The following is a 13,503-nucleotide window of genomic DNA, read 5'->3' as shown; positions in this document are numbered from 1 at the left end:
TCATAATTATTTAACCACATTCGTTTACTTCGAGGAGATAGGTTTTTGTTCTTTGCGCTCGAATCAGTAGACCAAAATTGTGGATTGATGAAAACATCGTTTTTAAGCTATTACAAATTGATTTTAGATCGAGTGAGTTTCAGTGAAGTCTTGTTTGACAAGGAATACAAAAAGGCAATTAAACAACTTGTCCGTGAAGATCGTGAGTCGCTGGATAAATGGGTGTCTAATCACCCAGTTTATAAAAGAAAGTCAGAACTCATGTCTGCCTGAGTTTAGGGACTTGAGTTTTAGAATATAGGAACCATGACATGGCTAGACGGTCAGTGAGTAGCAAACAGCGCCTTCAAGACTCTGACAATTCCTTTTCTGTTCCTTTGAGTCTTTCTTGACAGTACAGGACCAATTCCTTGGCGCGCTTGACTAGTGCTGAGAGTTCATCAATATTGGCTTCTCCAGATTCTAGTTGCGTGGCTATACTTTGCAATTCTTCAAATGCAGCTTGATAAGAACTCGGTTTCTTCTTATTCATGATTCACTGTTTTAGGATGTTTTTTTAGTTTCTGTCACTGTACTGGTGAGAACTTGATCATACGTGATTGTTTCCAATTGATCACCAGCACGGGCTTTAGTCTGATCATTGATGCTTTGGCCATTTATTCTCGTGATGCTATAGCCCTTTTTGAGTACTTCTTTGGGATCATGCGCTTGTAATAGTTTTGCCAGCGCATTCAGTTCTTGGCTTTTGGACCGAATGATGTCTTTGGGTTTTTGATTCAATAACTGTACGATTCTATCCAGCTCAAAACTTGATTTTTGGAGAATATGCTGGGTTTTTAGTGCTATCCTATGCTTGGATTCTATGATGAGTTGCAGTTCTTGTTGTACTTTGCCTCTGGCTATCTCACCTATCTTTTGAAACAATTCAAGGACATCGGATTCAAATTGCATCAACCCACTGATGATGAATTCTGCAACGGCAGTAGGTGTCTTCAAATTGACATTGGCGACCAAATCAGCAACAGTATGGTCTCTTTCATGTCCGATACCTGTCACTACTGGTAGAGGGAATTGTGCCAGATGTGCACAAAGATCATAGCTATCAAAGCAATCTAGGTCAGTTTGAGCACCACCACCTCGGATGATTACTACCAGGTCAATTTCATCTTCTAGTTCATAGATTCGATGCAGGCTGTCAATGATCGATTTCACAGCTTGATCACCTTGCATGGTAGCTTGGAACAGCCTAAGACTTACTTGATATCCATAGCTGTTTTGGTTGATTTGATTGACAAAATCACCGTAACCTGCAGCAGTTTCTGAGCTGATGATGGCAATTCTCTGAGGTACTTGGGGCAGTATCAGTGATTTATTGAGATCAATGATACCTTCTCTTTCGAGTTGGAGAATGGTCTCTTGTTTTCTTCGTTCCCGCTCACCCAAAGTGAAGGATGGGTCAATGTCTCTGATATTCAGACTGATACCGTAGACTTCATGATAATCCAAGCTGGCATTGATCAATACTTCCATTCCTTTTTTGAGTGGTACGCCTGCTATTTGTTGGAACTGACTTTGAATTCCCGAAAAGGCATAGGACCAGATGGTTGCGCGTTGTTTGGCTTTGATGAAGTTACCTTCTTTCTCAACCAAATCCATGTAGCAGTGTCCCTTTTGCACAACGGTCATTTCACCAATCTCCGCGACAATCCAGTAGGAGGGAGCTAGATGATTGGACAAGGTTTGCTTGACCAGTAGATTGAATTCAGAAAGACTGTGGTGTTCCAATAGATTGTACTTTTGACTTCAGCTTCAAAACTAGTTTGAAAACAAACGTTTGTGCCCAATTGATGCATCAAAATTTGAAAATCTTCAGGGTAATACTCATTTGTTGGTTTCCTAGTAGTCTGGTTTTCGTGTTATCTGGTTTTTTGGTGGATCAGTTTGGTAGTTTTATTAAAATCATTGTACTCACTACCCAGTACTTTGTACTCATTACTCTATATATCAGGCTGAAATTCATGTTCCTACAGAATATCCAAATAATAAAGAGTGTCAACCTTTGTTATTGATACTATTGACCTAAATTTGCTCCCCGTAACTACAGTTTTGAAATCACATCTTTAATGACATCTACAAAGTACATTTTCGTTACGGGAGGAGTAACATCATCATTAGGCAAGGGAATTATTTCGGCTTCATTAGCTAAACTGCTGCAAGCCAGAGGTTTTTCTGTCACCATTCAAAAATTTGATCCTTATATCAACGTCGATCCAGGTACACTCAATCCATATGAACATGGCGAATGCTACGTAACGGATGATGGTGCTGAAACAGATTTGGATTTGGGACATTATGAGCGATTCTTGAATGTACCTACCTCTCAAGCCAACAATGTCACCACAGGAAGGATCTACTACAATGTGATCAAGAAGGAAAGAGAAGGTGAGTTTTTGGGTAAGACTGTACAAGTTGTTCCTCACATCACGGATGAAATCAAGAACAGTATCTACAAGCTAGGCAACACAGATCAGTACGATTTTGTGATCACGGAACTAGGAGGATGCGTGGGTGATATTGAATCTCTGCCATTTATAGAAGCCGTGAGGCAGGCGAGATTTGAATTGGGACCTACCAATGCATTGAGTATTCATTTGACATTGATTCCATATTTGAGTGCAGCTGGAGAGTTGAAAACCAAACCGACGCAGCACTCAGTCAAGCAATTGTTGGAAGCAGGAGTCCAGCCGGATATTTTGGTCTGCAGAACCGAGAAAAAGTTGCCGATGGATCTGAGAAAGAAAATCGCACTTTTTTGTAATGTGCCACATAACTGTGTGATTGAGGCCATGGATGCGCCGACCATCTACGATGTGCCTTTGTTGATGAGAAAGGAAAAACTGGATGAACGAGTGTTGGCCAGAATGAAGTTCTCATACAAAAAAGAGCCAGGTCTGGAACATTGGAAAGAGTTTTTGGGCAAATTGAAAAACCCAACTGATGAAATCAGAATAGCTGTAGTAGGAAAATATGTTGAACTGCAAGATGCATACAAATCCATCAGCGAGTCTTTTGTGCATGCAGGAGCACACAACGAGTGCAAAGTCAACGTGACGTGGATTTCGTCTGAAAAAATCGATGAATCCAATGCCGAAACCTTGTTGGCAAAAATGCATGGAGTATTGGTCGCACCAGGATTTGGAGAGCGTGGCATAGAAGGAAAAATTCATTCCATCAAGTATGTGCGTGAAAACGATGTGCCATTCTTTGGGATTTGCTTAGGTATGCAATGTGCTACCATCGAGTTTGCTAGAAATGTGTTGAAATTGGAAGGAGCACATTCTAAAGAAATGAATCCAGAAACCAAACATCCTATCATCGACTTGATGGAAGATCAAAAAAACCTGATCGAGATGGGCGGGACGATGAGATTGGGAGCATATGAATGTCAACTCACCAAAGGTACCAAGGCGCATGCAACTTATGGACAAACCAAAATTTCTGAACGACACAGACATAGATATGAGTTCAATAACAAGTATTTGGATGAATTTGAGAAGCATGGAATGATTGCATCTGGAAAGAACCCAAAGACAGGTTTGGTAGAGGTGGTTGAACTCAAAGACCACCGATGGTTTGTTGGGTCTCAGTTTCACCCAGAACTGAAAAGTACAGTACTGAACCCACACCCACTTTTTGTAAAATTTGTAAAGGCTGCCATGCAATACAAGGCAGATAAAACATCAGATAATAGTTAATAATCAATGGATAGGAAACAAATAATCGGGATGGTTGTGATGCTCGCGCTCATGACTGTTTATTTTCAATTTTTCGCTCCCGAGCCCCCTGTAAAACCTGTAGTAGACGAAACGACTGCAACTGAGTCAGCTCAGGTCACAACCGATACTTCTGCACAGAATTCCGTACAAGAGTTGACTGCTGAGCAGGATTCGATGGTTTCTGCGATGCAAAAGGAGAGGTACGGTCTTTTTGCAGGATTTGCTAATGGCAGTGAGGAAAATATAGTTCTAGAAAATAAGGATGTCGTCATCGCTTTCTCCAACAAAGGAGCAACCGTAAAGAATGTTGAATTGAAGGGCTATAAAACCTTCGAAGATCAACCCTTGATCTTGCTGGACAAAGTGAGTAGCCATACGGAAATGATTTTGCAGAGCAATTACAAGCCAGTCAATGTATCGGAGTTGTATTACACAGCTACGCAAGAATCAAAGGGTGATACTTCGGTTATTCGATACAGAGTGGCGTTTGATGCCAACAGATATTTAGAGCAGGTTTATAGTTTGCCAGTTTCAGGCTTTCAGGTCAAGTATGAAATCAACTTGGTTGGATTGGATGGTATTGTGGATAACCAAGACGTAAAGTTCAACTGGAAGAATGACATCAAACGCTACGAAAAGACCTTCAAGGAGTCAAGAAGCAAAACCACAGTGTATTATATGCCAATCGGTGAAGGGGTTGATAACATTGGTTCTGGGGATTCGGAAGCAGAGACTATAGCTTCTCCTATCAAGTGGTTTACGTTCAAGCAAAAATTCTTCTCATCCGGATTGATTGCAGACAACCAAATGAGTTCTGCATTCTATTCCATGGAGGCCAATGAAGAAGATACCATTACCATCAAGCATGCGATCGCCAATGTGATTCTCCCAGTAGGGGATTTGAAAACCGGTAAGGGTAAGTTTACTTATTATTTCGGACCTAATGATTACAAGATTACCAAGCAGGTCACTGACGGTTTTGAAGAAAACGTGGATTTGGGATGGAAGCTGTTTAGATTCGTCAACAAGTGGTTGATTATCCCAGTATTCAACTTCCTGGAGCAATACATCTCTAATTATGGTATCATCATCATCTTGTTGGTGTTTATCATCAGGTTGATATTGGCGCCATTGACTTACACATCGCACATGTCAATGGCCAAGATGAAAGTCTTGAAACCTGAGATGGATGCCATCAAAGAAAAGAATGATGGGGATGCACAGAAGACACAGCAGGAAACCATGGCACTTTACCAAAAGGCGGGGGTCAATCCATTGAGCGGTTGTATTCCGATGTTGTTGCAATTTCCATTCTTATTGGCAATGTTCAACTTCTTCCCCAACTCGATTGAACTGAGACAAGAGTCATTCTTGTGGGCGCATGATTTGTCAACTTATGACAGTATTTGGGATTTGCCCTTTACGATCCCGTTTTATGGTGATCACGTGAGTTTGTTTACCTTGTTGATGACTCTTTCAACCTTGGCAGTGACATGGACTAACAGCCAGATGAATACCCAGATGCAAGGACCTATGAAGACGATGCAATACATGATGCCTATCATGTTCTTGTTCTTCTTGAATAGTTACTCTGCAGGTTTGACTTTCTACTACTTTGTATCCAATGTGGTTTCATTCGGACAGACAGCTTTGTTTAGAAGGCTGGTGGATGAGGATAAAATCAAACTGGTGATGGAGGAAAACCGTAAGAAAAATGTCAATAAGAAGAAGTCTAAGTTTCAGCAGAAACTGGACGAGGCAATGAAGGCAAGCGAAGAGGCCCGTAAGACGAAAAAGAAAAAATAACTCATCTATATGAGATGAAAACATGAAAAATCCAGACCGCAGCAGCAGTCTGGATTTTTTTTGGATGAAACCGTGTTTATACTCCGGTCATACTGGGAGTAAAAACACGAGAATCATTTGTCAAGGACTTTACACAGGAGATATTTGGTGATTAATATATTTATCAACATTTTAATGTGGACAAATTTCTCAAGTCAATCATCATTAATGAGTAAACGGAACATATATTTGCCACATTCAGTAGTGTGCCTCGTGTGGACTATCAGAGTTAAATAAACAGAAACCAAGCTTTATGGGTAAGATCATAGCAATCGCAAATCAAAAGGGTGGAGTTGGTAAAACTACATCGTCAATCAACCTAGCAGCCAGTTTGGCAGCATTAGAATACAAAACATTGATGGTAGATGCAGATCCTCAAGCCAATGCCACATCGGGCATAGGAGAGGATCCCAAACAAATCACTGCGGGAATCTATGAGTGCATGGTAGACGGGATTGATCCCTATGATTGCATCATTCAGACCGACATTGCATATTTGGATTTGCTCCCTTCGCATATTGACTTGGTAGGGGCCGAGGTAGAGTTGGTAGACTATGAGGAGAGAGAGGAAAAAATGAAACAGGCTTTGGCGCCTATCAAAGATGATTATGATTTCATCATCATTGACTGTTCTCCATCACTTGGTTTGATTACGATCAATGCACTCACTGCTGCTGATTCGATTATTATTCCAGTACAGTGTGAGTATTTTGCCTTGGAAGGCCTCGGAAAACTCCTGAATACAATCAAGATTATCCAGTCTCGCTTAAACAAGGAATTAGAAATTGAAGGCATCCTGTTGACCATGTATGACATGAGGTTGAGATTGTCCAATCAGGTGGTAGAAGAAGTGACTACTCACTTCAAATCCATGGTGTTTGACACTTTGATTCCAAGAAATATCAAACTCAGTGAGTCACCGAGTTTTGGATTGCCTGCGATAGCTCACGATGCTGAAAGCAAAGGAGCAATCAGCTATTTGAACTTGGCACATGAAATCATCGCTAAGAATCAATTGGCAGTTGTAGATTAATTAAAGAAAAGGTAGGAGATGGCTGACAATAAGCAAGGAAAAAGAAACGCATTAGGTAGAGGTTTAGGTGCATTGCTCAATGATTCTACTGACAAAACAGAAGTAAAGGACAGACATCCTTTGCGAGAGAGAAGTGCTGCCGTGGGCAGTATCTCTGAGGTACAGTTGGATCAGATTGAAGTAAATCCCTATCAGCCTCGTACTGATTTTAACCAGGAGGCACTCGAAGAATTGGCCGAATCGATCAAAGTCCAAGGTATCATCCAGCCAATCACTTTGCGTAGATTGAACAACAATTCATATCAATTGATCTCAGGAGAGAGACGGTTTCAAGCAAGTAAACTCGCAGGGCTGAAAAAAGTACCTGCATACATCAGGACAGCAGATGATCAGCAGATGCTAGAAATGGCGCTGATCGAAAACATCCAAAGAGAAGATCTCAACGCCATGGAAGTGGCACTGAGCTATCAGCGTCTATTGACAGATTGTAAATTGAAACAAGAAGAGTTGGGTGATCGAGTAGGAAAGAAACGCTCAACTGTCAATAATTATCTCAGATTACTCAAATTACCTCCCGATATTCAGGCGGCAGTGAGAGATGGGAAAATATCAATGGGACATGCCAGAGCACTCATTAGTGTCGAAGACTCCTCGTTTCAATTAGAACTACTCAAGAAAATACTCAACGAGGACTTGTCTGTAAGAAAGGTCGAAGCTTTGGTGAAACAAGCGTCATTTCCTGACGCACCCGTTGAAAAAAGTGAAAACAAAGAGGAGAACAAAGAAATAATTAAAGTTCAAGATAAACTATCTTCGCATTTCGGGACCAAGATTAAAATCGCGTCCAATGATAATAACAAAGGAGAAATCAAGATTCCATTTGGTTCTGTGTCAGAACTCAACAGAATCTTGGAAATTATCGATGCTTGATACTTTGATTAAAAATTCGATTTGTGTCATTTTATTCATCTTTGCCACGCTCTCTTTGCGTGCGCAAAATGAAGTTATTTATCAGGATTCTTTGTTCTTAGAGACTCCCGGTATTGAGACCTTCAAAAGCAAATCTAAATTGGATCCTGATAGGTCTGCCTTGTATTCTGCTGTGTTGCCAGGCCTAGGACAGATGTACAACAAACAGTATTGGAAACTGCCTATTATTTACGGTGGAGGTATATTGATCGGACACCTGATCAAATACAACCAAGATTACTATACAGCGTTTAGGAATGCTTGGATAGCAGAAACTGATGGTGATGAAAGTACCGTAAATCCCTTTTCAGGATTTAGTGAATCTTCTCTCCAAAGGAGAGCTGAGCAGTTTCAGAGAGACCGTGATTTTATGATTATTATAGGAGTGGTTTACTATATCCTTAATATTGTGGATGCTCATGTAGCTGCACATTTGATTGAATTTGACATCAATGATGAGTTAGCCATTTTACCTTCATACAAAGAACAAACCCAGTACACTGTTAGAAACATCGGCATGTCAATGGTCATAAACCTCAATAAATAATATGAATATCGGATTAGTAGGATACGGGAAGATGGGACAAGCCATCGAACAAATTTTGATTGAGAGAGGTCATCAGGTCTCTAAGAAAATTACAATTGATAACCTGCGAGAACTAAACGATATCAAACCAGATAATACAGATGTGGTTATCGAGTTTACTTCGCCAGAATCTGCATTCAATAATATTTCTACTTGTTTGACCAACGGAGTTCCAGTGGTCTCAGGGAGTACGGGATGGCTAGATCGTTTTGCAGAAGTAGAGGCTCTCGTTGACTCCAAAAAGGGAGGGTTTTTCTATGCATCGAATTATAGCTTGGGAGTGAATATTTTCTTTAAGCTCAATGAATACTTGGCCAAGTTGATGAACGGCAGAGCGTACGATTCGTCTATGGTTGAAACTCATCATATACAGAAACTAGACGCACCTAGTGGTACGGCTATTACACTCGCAGAAGGTATGATGAAACAGTTGGATGGAAAAACAGCTTGGGTCAATGAGAAAACCAACGATGCAAGTAAAATCGGCATTGTCTCAGAGAGAATCGAAAACGTGCCAGGTACCCATGATGTGTCGTACAGTTCAGAAATCGATACCATCACGATTAGTCACGTGGCTCATAGTCGCAAAGGCTTTGCATTGGGTGCTGTATTAGCTGCAGAATGGTTGGTAGGTAAAAGTGGAGTCTTCTCAATGAATGACTTGTTGGAATTGTAATATTTGAATAAAGCATAAGATGAATATTAAGGACTTTTTTAAGAAGAAACCAAAGAAAAAGAAAGGCCCAGTTAGGGAGTGGGTAGATGCCATCGTATTTGCGGTGATTGCAGCTACTTTGATCCGTTGGGCTTTTATGGAAGCATATACGATACCGACTCCTTCCATGGAGAATTCATTGTTGGTGGGTGACTTCCTATTTGTGAGTAAAATCAATTATGGCCCTAGGACGCCTAAGACACCTTTGCAAGTGCCTTTGACACATGCGAAACTATGGGGACCATTGAGTAGCATTCCGTCCTATTCGGATGCGATCCAATTGCCTCAGTTTAGATTGCCAGGTTTTGGGAGTGTGGAGAGAAACGACGTGGTGGTATTCAATTACCCACCAGAGTTTGAGCACCCCACTGACCTCAAAACACATTATATCAAGCGTTGTGTGGCTATAGGTGGAGACACGATCGAAGTGAGAGATACACAAGTATATATCAATGGTCAGCCAGGTGAAAACCCAGAGGAGATGCAATTCCTGTTTTTTATTGCCTCTGACAAAAGTATCAACGAACGTATTTTCAAGCAAAACGGAGTTTGGGATGTCACCCCAGTTAATGGTGGTTACTACATCCAAGCCAAGCCTGCTGATGCTAAAAAGTTTGAATCTTTACCCTTCGTGACACAGGTCATCGAAGCAAAGAGAGGTCCTGAGGATGTAGAAGCCAGAATCTTCCCAGATGCGAGTCGCTTCCCATGGAATGCTGATTTTTATGGGCCATTGGTGATTCCTGCAGAGGGCATGACCATTGACCTCAATGAAGACATGGTGGCAACTTATGGCTCCACAATTAGAGACTATGAAGGGTTGGATGATGTCAAGGTGCAAGAGAACCAGTTGATCATTGATGGTCAGGTAGCGACTACATATACTTTCAAGCAGAATTACTATTTCATGATGGGTGACAATCGTCACAATTCTGAAGACTCCAGATTTTGGGGTTTTGTGCCAGAGGATCACGTGGTAGGTGAGGCTTCATTTATCTGGATGTCTATCGATCCTAATGAGAGTTTCTTGAACAAGATCAGGTGGTCGAGATTGTTTAGCGGAATCAATTAATAGAAGAAAAAATGGTTGTGAAAAGGCTTACCAATTAATGATTGGTAAGCCTTTTTCTTTCAAATATGTATTGGTTTTGCTGAAGTGTTTGTTGCCAAAGAATCCTCTGTGAACCGCAAAAGGAGAGGGGTGAGCAGACTCTAGTACCAAGTGTTTAGTTTGATCAATGATTGCGCCTTTTTTTTGAGCGTAGGCTCCCCAAAGTAAAAAAACCAAATTCTCTTTTTCATCAGACAACAATTGGATGACGGCATCTGTAAACTCTTCCCAACCCTTTTTTTGGTGTGATCCAGGTTGCTGAGCTTGCACGGTCAGTGTGGCGTTGAGGAGTAGTACTCCTTGATGTGCCCATCTTTCTAGGTTTCCACTGGTTGGAATAGGCGTGCCTATGTCTTCTTGGATTTCTTTGAATATATTCTGGAGAGAAGGAGGTGGTTTTATGCCTTCATTGACAGAAAAACACAACCCATGAGCCTGACCATCGCCATGATATGGGTCTTGTCCAATGATCACCACACGGGTTTGATCAAATGGAGAATATTTAAAGGCATTGAATATATCCTTTGCTTTTGGATATACTTTTTTAGTCTCGTATTCTGATCTTACAAAAGAGGTAAGTGACTGGAAATAAGGTCTTTGAAACTCATTGTTCAGTCTATTTTTCCAGCTTTCGTGAATTTTTACATTCATTTTTTTTGTATGTAAAATAAATTCATTTACTTGTAATCTCAATCAAATACCTCATTGAATATTGTTTAATCATCGCTGTATGATAGTAACCCAAAAAACTAAAGGCATTAAAGTGAGTGTGGAGACAGAATACCAACCTAAGTATTCCAGTCCTCGACAGTATCACTATGTCTTTACTTACAAGGTTATCATCAAGAATGAAAGTGAGAACACCATACAACTCAAACGAAGACATTGGTATATCAAAGATGCTGCATATTCAGACCGAGAAGTTGAGGGAGAAGGTGTGGTAGGGCAACAGCCTATCTTAGAGCCGGGTCAGGAGCATGTGTACGTGTCAGGGTGTAATCTCCGCAGTGGTCTAGGCAAAATGTATGGTACCTATCTGATGGAACGAATCATTGATGGCAAAATGATCGAAGTACTCATCCCTGAGTTTGTGATGATAGTACCTGAGCGCCACAATTAAAAGCCAATTTAAGTTCCTCTTTTGAATCTACAAACTGCTTTATTTCGAGCGTATCGTTACCTTATTTATTGGCTGCTCAAGCAGGATGAGCATGCACTTCAAGCTCCTTATATTTATTCATTTTATAGGCATGTGCTGACAACTGGTCGCTCTGAGTACGAACCTGATATCAGACGATTGATAGAATCATTGAAGCACAATTGGAATACCATTTCTAGCCAAGTGGGAGCAGGCTCTGTCTTGGACGCAAAGACCTACTCCATATCTAGTATTGTCAGCTATGGCATGACTAGTCCCAAATATTCATATACACTTCAAAGGATTCAAGAATCTATGCAAGCAAAAAGAGTACTTGAGTTAGGGACTTCTTTGGGGATCAATGCTGCAATCATGGCGAGATCTTTTGGACTAAGCCACTTGGTAACGATCGAGAAAAATCAGATTTTGGCGGGTATCGCTCAATCCAATTTTGAAGAGTTGAAAGTGGATGAGCGTATTGATTTGATGTATAGTAGTGTCGAAGAGGCTTTGTTCCTTCTGCTCAATAAAAAGGATCGGTTTGATTTGATTTATGTAGATGCCAACCATACCTATGAGGCAACTTTATTGTATTACCAAAGCTTGAATCAATTGGTATCCAAGAATCATGGTTTTATGATTTTTGATGACATCAATTGGTCAATGGGTATGCGAAGAGCGTGGGATGAAATAAAGGAGGATTTTGATCAAGGGATTGTCATTGAAAACTACCAAATGGGCATCCTTATCTATAAGGCAGACTTAACTCCCAAACAGTATATTTTAAATTTTTGACATTGGTCTGGTATTTGAGTAGAGAATATTTCTTAACAACACGAAGTAGTCTTGGTTAAGACAGATATTCATATATTTTTACATTTTGGAAATTAGATAACATGGAAATTAATCAAAAGCAGCAACCGAAAAAGCAGGAAGCACAGAGTAGAAAGAGAGTGTTCATCATTCTAGTAGCACTGGTGATATTGGCACTTTCGGTTGGGTTTGTTTATCAATTGCTTCAATCTCTGGATTTGGAGGAAAAGAATGAAAGTACTCAACAGCAGCTGGATGCAGCCTACTATGAATTAGACTCGATGAGCAATGAGTTAGATACTAGGATTTTGAAAATCGCACAATTGGGTGGAGAGATAGATACGCTTTTACAGATTAAAAACCAGTTGGAAGAGGAAAAGAAGGCTTTTAGAAAAAAGGCCTATGGTCAGATCAATGACTTGCAAGAAAAGGTGAAAGGATACAAAGAGCTTTTAGTCAATCAAGACAAGGAGATTGAGAGACTCAAGAAGATGAATGCAGCCTTGCTCGAAGAAAATACGGAATTGAAGGATGAAGCCAATGTCCTCAATGAATCTATCAAAGATCTCAATACCAGTCGCACAGAGCTAGAGAAAAAAGTAGCTGTAGCCTCCCAACTCAAAATTGACGGGATGAAAATATTGGCTGTCAGTAGCAATGGCAAAGAGAAAGATGGTGAGTTTAAGAACCGCCATATAGACCATCTAAAAATCCAATTTGATGTCTTGGAAAATCACGTTGCGCCCATAGAAGGGAAAAACATCTTGGTAAAGATCACTGGGCCTGACAGCAAAGTGGTATTTGATGTAGCAACAGGTTCTGGAACTTTTGTGTTTGAAGGTAGAGAGAGCTTTTATACAGTCAAGAAAGAAATTCTGTATGACAGAAACACACAATCATTGACATTTTTGTATGACAAAGGGTCTGAGTATGATTTAGGTAAATACACTGTAGAGGTGTACACAGACAGTTATAAAATGGGTCAAGGTTCGTTTGTTGTCAAATAAATATAGGTCAAACCTTACTAAATTTCTCATCATAAGCGATTTTGATACAGCCAATCAGGGTGATTATGGACATGGCCATCAGTTGTCCTGAATCTTGGTTGATAGAAATTCCTAGGAATAAAAGATGTGATAGGAGGGCTCCTATCATCACACCAATACCCATCAAAGCGCCATAATATGACCAGCGAGTAAATATCAAAATAGATATTGCAAGCTCTACAATACCAGTTCCGATTCTAAGAAACGCCTCATGGTGATTGTTACCAAACAGGGCGTTTGACAAAGTGACAAAGATCATTTTGGATTCCTCTAGGGCTTCTGCTCCACCTATTCCGAATTTAAACCAGAGTGTTTGAAGGAGAATAAATGCCACAACAATTCGTGGAGTGTATTTAATGATTTGGAACCTGTTAATCATAAGGTAGGGGTCAATTTATATCAAGATAATCAAGTAGGACTATTTTGTTTTAGGTAGTCAAGCTATATATTTAATGTCATAACATTTGATAC

Annotated in this window: 15 protein-coding genes; 11 read left to right on the top strand and 4 right to left on the bottom strand. The window is 40.3% G+C overall.

Annotation, left to right across the window (positions count from 1 at the left end; all coding sequences use genetic code 11):
* Positions 1 to 87 precede the first annotated feature (87 nt).
* Positions 88 to 273, top strand: coding sequence for a hypothetical protein (locus N6H18_RS15360; protein WP_262309165.1), 186 nt, complete (start codon positions 88 to 90; stop codon positions 271 to 273).
* Positions 274 to 346: 73 nt separating this feature from the next.
* Here the strand turns inward: N6H18_RS15360 and xseB are convergent, their stop codons facing one another.
* On the bottom strand, positions 347 to 532 hold the full coding sequence (xseB, locus tag N6H18_RS15355) for an exodeoxyribonuclease VII small subunit (protein WP_262309164.1): 186 nt from the start codon (positions 530 to 532) through the stop codon (positions 347 to 349).
* 11 nt (positions 533 to 543) lie between these two features.
* Positions 544 to 1,785 carry an exodeoxyribonuclease VII large subunit gene (xseA, locus tag N6H18_RS15350; protein ID WP_262309163.1) on the bottom strand — a complete coding sequence of 414 codons (1,242 nt, stop codon included), beginning with the start codon at positions 1,783 to 1,785 and terminating at the stop codon, positions 544 to 546.
* Between the two features lie 338 nt (positions 1,786 to 2,123).
* Between xseA and N6H18_RS15345 the strand changes: the two genes are divergently transcribed.
* From N6H18_RS15345 to lepB, 7 genes are all read left to right on the top strand, one after another.
* The gene (locus tag N6H18_RS15345) at positions 2,124 to 3,755 is read left to right on the top strand and encodes a CTP synthase (protein WP_262309162.1); all 1,632 of its coding nucleotides are present in this window, start codon (positions 2,124 to 2,126) and stop codon (positions 3,753 to 3,755) included.
* A gap of 6 nt (positions 3,756 to 3,761) precedes the next feature.
* Positions 3,762 to 5,582 (top strand): membrane protein insertase YidC, encoded by a 1,821-nt coding sequence (yidC, locus tag N6H18_RS15340; protein WP_262309161.1) that lies wholly within the window; start codon positions 3,762 to 3,764, stop codon positions 5,580 to 5,582.
* A 292-nt stretch (positions 5,583 to 5,874) separates the two neighbouring features.
* Positions 5,875 to 6,654, top strand: a complete 780-nt coding sequence (locus tag N6H18_RS15335; protein WP_262309160.1) for a ParA family protein — start codon at positions 5,875 to 5,877, stop codon at positions 6,652 to 6,654.
* Between the two features lie 18 nt (positions 6,655 to 6,672).
* Entirely contained in the window at positions 6,673 to 7,584 is a 912-nt protein-coding gene (locus tag N6H18_RS15330; protein ID WP_262309159.1) for a ParB/RepB/Spo0J family partition protein, read from the top strand.
* Positions 7,577 to 8,170: a DUF5683 domain-containing protein gene (locus N6H18_RS15325; RefSeq protein ID WP_262309158.1), complete on the top strand. Its 594-nt coding sequence runs from the start codon at positions 7,577 to 7,579 to the stop codon at positions 8,168 to 8,170. Before N6H18_RS15330 ends, N6H18_RS15325 begins: the two co-directional genes overlap by 8 nt.
* Before the next feature lies 1 nt (position 8,171).
* Positions 8,172 to 8,885, top strand: coding sequence for a 4-hydroxy-tetrahydrodipicolinate reductase (dapB, locus tag N6H18_RS15320; RefSeq protein WP_262309157.1), 714 nt, complete (start codon positions 8,172 to 8,174; stop codon positions 8,883 to 8,885).
* Positions 8,886 to 8,904: 19 nt separating this feature from the next.
* The gene (gene lepB, locus N6H18_RS15315) at positions 8,905 to 9,996 is read left to right on the top strand and encodes a signal peptidase I (protein ID WP_262309156.1); all 1,092 of its coding nucleotides are present in this window, start codon (positions 8,905 to 8,907) and stop codon (positions 9,994 to 9,996) included.
* Positions 9,997 to 10,023: 27 nt separating this feature from the next.
* Here the strand turns inward: lepB and ung are convergent, their stop codons facing one another.
* A complete protein-coding gene (ung, locus tag N6H18_RS15310) occupies positions 10,024 to 10,686 on the bottom strand; it encodes a uracil-DNA glycosylase (RefSeq protein WP_262309155.1) in 663 nt (220 codons plus the stop codon).
* Between the two features lie 79 nt (positions 10,687 to 10,765).
* Between ung and apaG the strand changes: the two genes are divergently transcribed.
* The 3 genes from apaG (at position 10,766) to N6H18_RS15295 (ending at position 12,993) form a co-directional block, all read left to right on the top strand.
* Positions 10,766 to 11,155 carry a Co2+/Mg2+ efflux protein ApaG gene (gene apaG, locus N6H18_RS15305; RefSeq protein WP_323131516.1) on the top strand — a complete coding sequence of 130 codons (390 nt, stop codon included), beginning with the start codon at positions 10,766 to 10,768 and terminating at the stop codon, positions 11,153 to 11,155.
* Between the two features lie 21 nt (positions 11,156 to 11,176).
* Complete coding sequence (locus N6H18_RS15300) at positions 11,177 to 11,968, top strand: O-methyltransferase (protein WP_262309154.1); 792 nt, start codon at positions 11,177 to 11,179, stop codon at positions 11,966 to 11,968.
* Between the two features lie 101 nt (positions 11,969 to 12,069).
* On the top strand, positions 12,070 to 12,993 hold the full coding sequence (locus tag N6H18_RS15295; protein ID WP_262309153.1) for a coiled-coil domain-containing protein: 924 nt from the start codon (positions 12,070 to 12,072) through the stop codon (positions 12,991 to 12,993).
* A 7-nt stretch (positions 12,994 to 13,000) separates the two neighbouring features.
* Here N6H18_RS15295 and N6H18_RS15290 read toward each other — a convergent pair whose 3' ends face one another.
* Complete coding sequence (locus N6H18_RS15290; protein ID WP_262309152.1) at positions 13,001 to 13,411, bottom strand: DoxX family protein; 411 nt, start codon at positions 13,409 to 13,411, stop codon at positions 13,001 to 13,003.
* Positions 13,412 to 13,503: the final 92 nt, after the last annotated feature.

Source organism: Reichenbachiella agarivorans (genome assembly GCF_025502585.1).
Classification (GTDB): Bacteria; Bacteroidota; Bacteroidia; order Cytophagales; family Cyclobacteriaceae; genus Reichenbachiella; species Reichenbachiella agarivorans.
Note: the sequence above shows the minus strand (reverse complement) of the source record. Positions and strands in the feature narration are given on the sequence as shown.

Bases quoted from the DNA above. Each gene is read 5' to 3' on its own strand.
- N6H18_RS15360 (WP_262309165.1), top strand. From the start codon at position 88: ATGAAAACATCGTTTTTAAGCTATTACAAATTGATTTTAGATCGAGTG.
- xseB (WP_262309164.1), bottom strand. From the start codon at position 532: ATGAATAAGAAGAAACCGAGTTCTTATCAAGCTGCATTTGAAGAATTG.
- N6H18_RS15345 (WP_262309162.1), top strand. From the start codon at position 2,124: ATGACATCTACAAAGTACATTTTCGTTACGGGAGGAGTAACATCATCA.
- yidC (WP_262309161.1), top strand. From the start codon at position 3,762: ATGGATAGGAAACAAATAATCGGGATGGTTGTGATGCTCGCGCTCATG.
- N6H18_RS15335 (WP_262309160.1), top strand. From the start codon at position 5,875: ATGGGTAAGATCATAGCAATCGCAAATCAAAAGGGTGGAGTTGGTAAA.
- N6H18_RS15330 (WP_262309159.1), top strand. From the start codon at position 6,673: ATGGCTGACAATAAGCAAGGAAAAAGAAACGCATTAGGTAGAGGTTTA.
- N6H18_RS15325 (WP_262309158.1), top strand. From the start codon at position 7,577: ATGCTTGATACTTTGATTAAAAATTCGATTTGTGTCATTTTATTCATC.
- dapB (WP_262309157.1), top strand. From the start codon at position 8,172: ATGAATATCGGATTAGTAGGATACGGGAAGATGGGACAAGCCATCGAA.
- lepB (WP_262309156.1), top strand. From the start codon at position 8,905: ATGAATATTAAGGACTTTTTTAAGAAGAAACCAAAGAAAAAGAAAGGC.
- ung (WP_262309155.1), bottom strand. From the start codon at position 10,686: ATGAATGTAAAAATTCACGAAAGCTGGAAAAATAGACTGAACAATGAG.
- apaG (WP_323131516.1), top strand. From the start codon at position 10,766: ATGATAGTAACCCAAAAAACTAAAGGCATTAAAGTGAGTGTGGAGACA.
- N6H18_RS15295 (WP_262309153.1), top strand. From the start codon at position 12,070: ATGGAAATTAATCAAAAGCAGCAACCGAAAAAGCAGGAAGCACAGAGT.
- N6H18_RS15290 (WP_262309152.1), bottom strand. From the start codon at position 13,411: ATGATTAACAGGTTCCAAATCATTAAATACACTCCACGAATTGTTGTG.